A 329-nucleotide genomic window follows, 5' to 3' on the forward strand; every position below is an offset into this window, starting at 1 on the left:
CTTCAGGATCGGCTCGCGCCGCTTCATCGCTTCCCGCGACAGGTACTGGTGCGCCTCGCGCTCGTCCCAGCCATGGCGCTGCATCAGCAACGCCTTGGCCTGGTTGATCCGGGCCTGGCCGGCGATGCGTTCCTGAAGCTGCTCGGTCTTCTGCTTCAGCTTCGCCATTTCCTCGCTGATGCGCCGCGCCGATACCAGCACAGGCAGCACCCGGTGGGCGTCGAGCGGCTGGGTGATCACGCCGTGGCACTCCAGTTCGATGATCTGCGAGAGCACCGCGGGGCTTTCGTACTCCACCAGCGCCACCAGGGTAGTGCGCGGAGTTCCGG

Annotated in this window: 1 pseudogene; it reads right to left on the bottom strand. The window is 66.6% G+C overall.

Annotated features, from left to right (window positions below):
- Positions 1-329: pseudogene (amiR, locus tag ACLJNW_RS23945) on the bottom strand (transcriptional antitermination factor AmiR); the annotation flags it as partial.

Origin of the sequence: Salmonella sp. SAL4457 (assembly GCF_046548235.1) — a bacterium.
Taxonomy (GTDB): domain Bacteria; phylum Pseudomonadota; class Gammaproteobacteria; order Enterobacterales; family Enterobacteriaceae; genus Salmonella; species Salmonella enterica.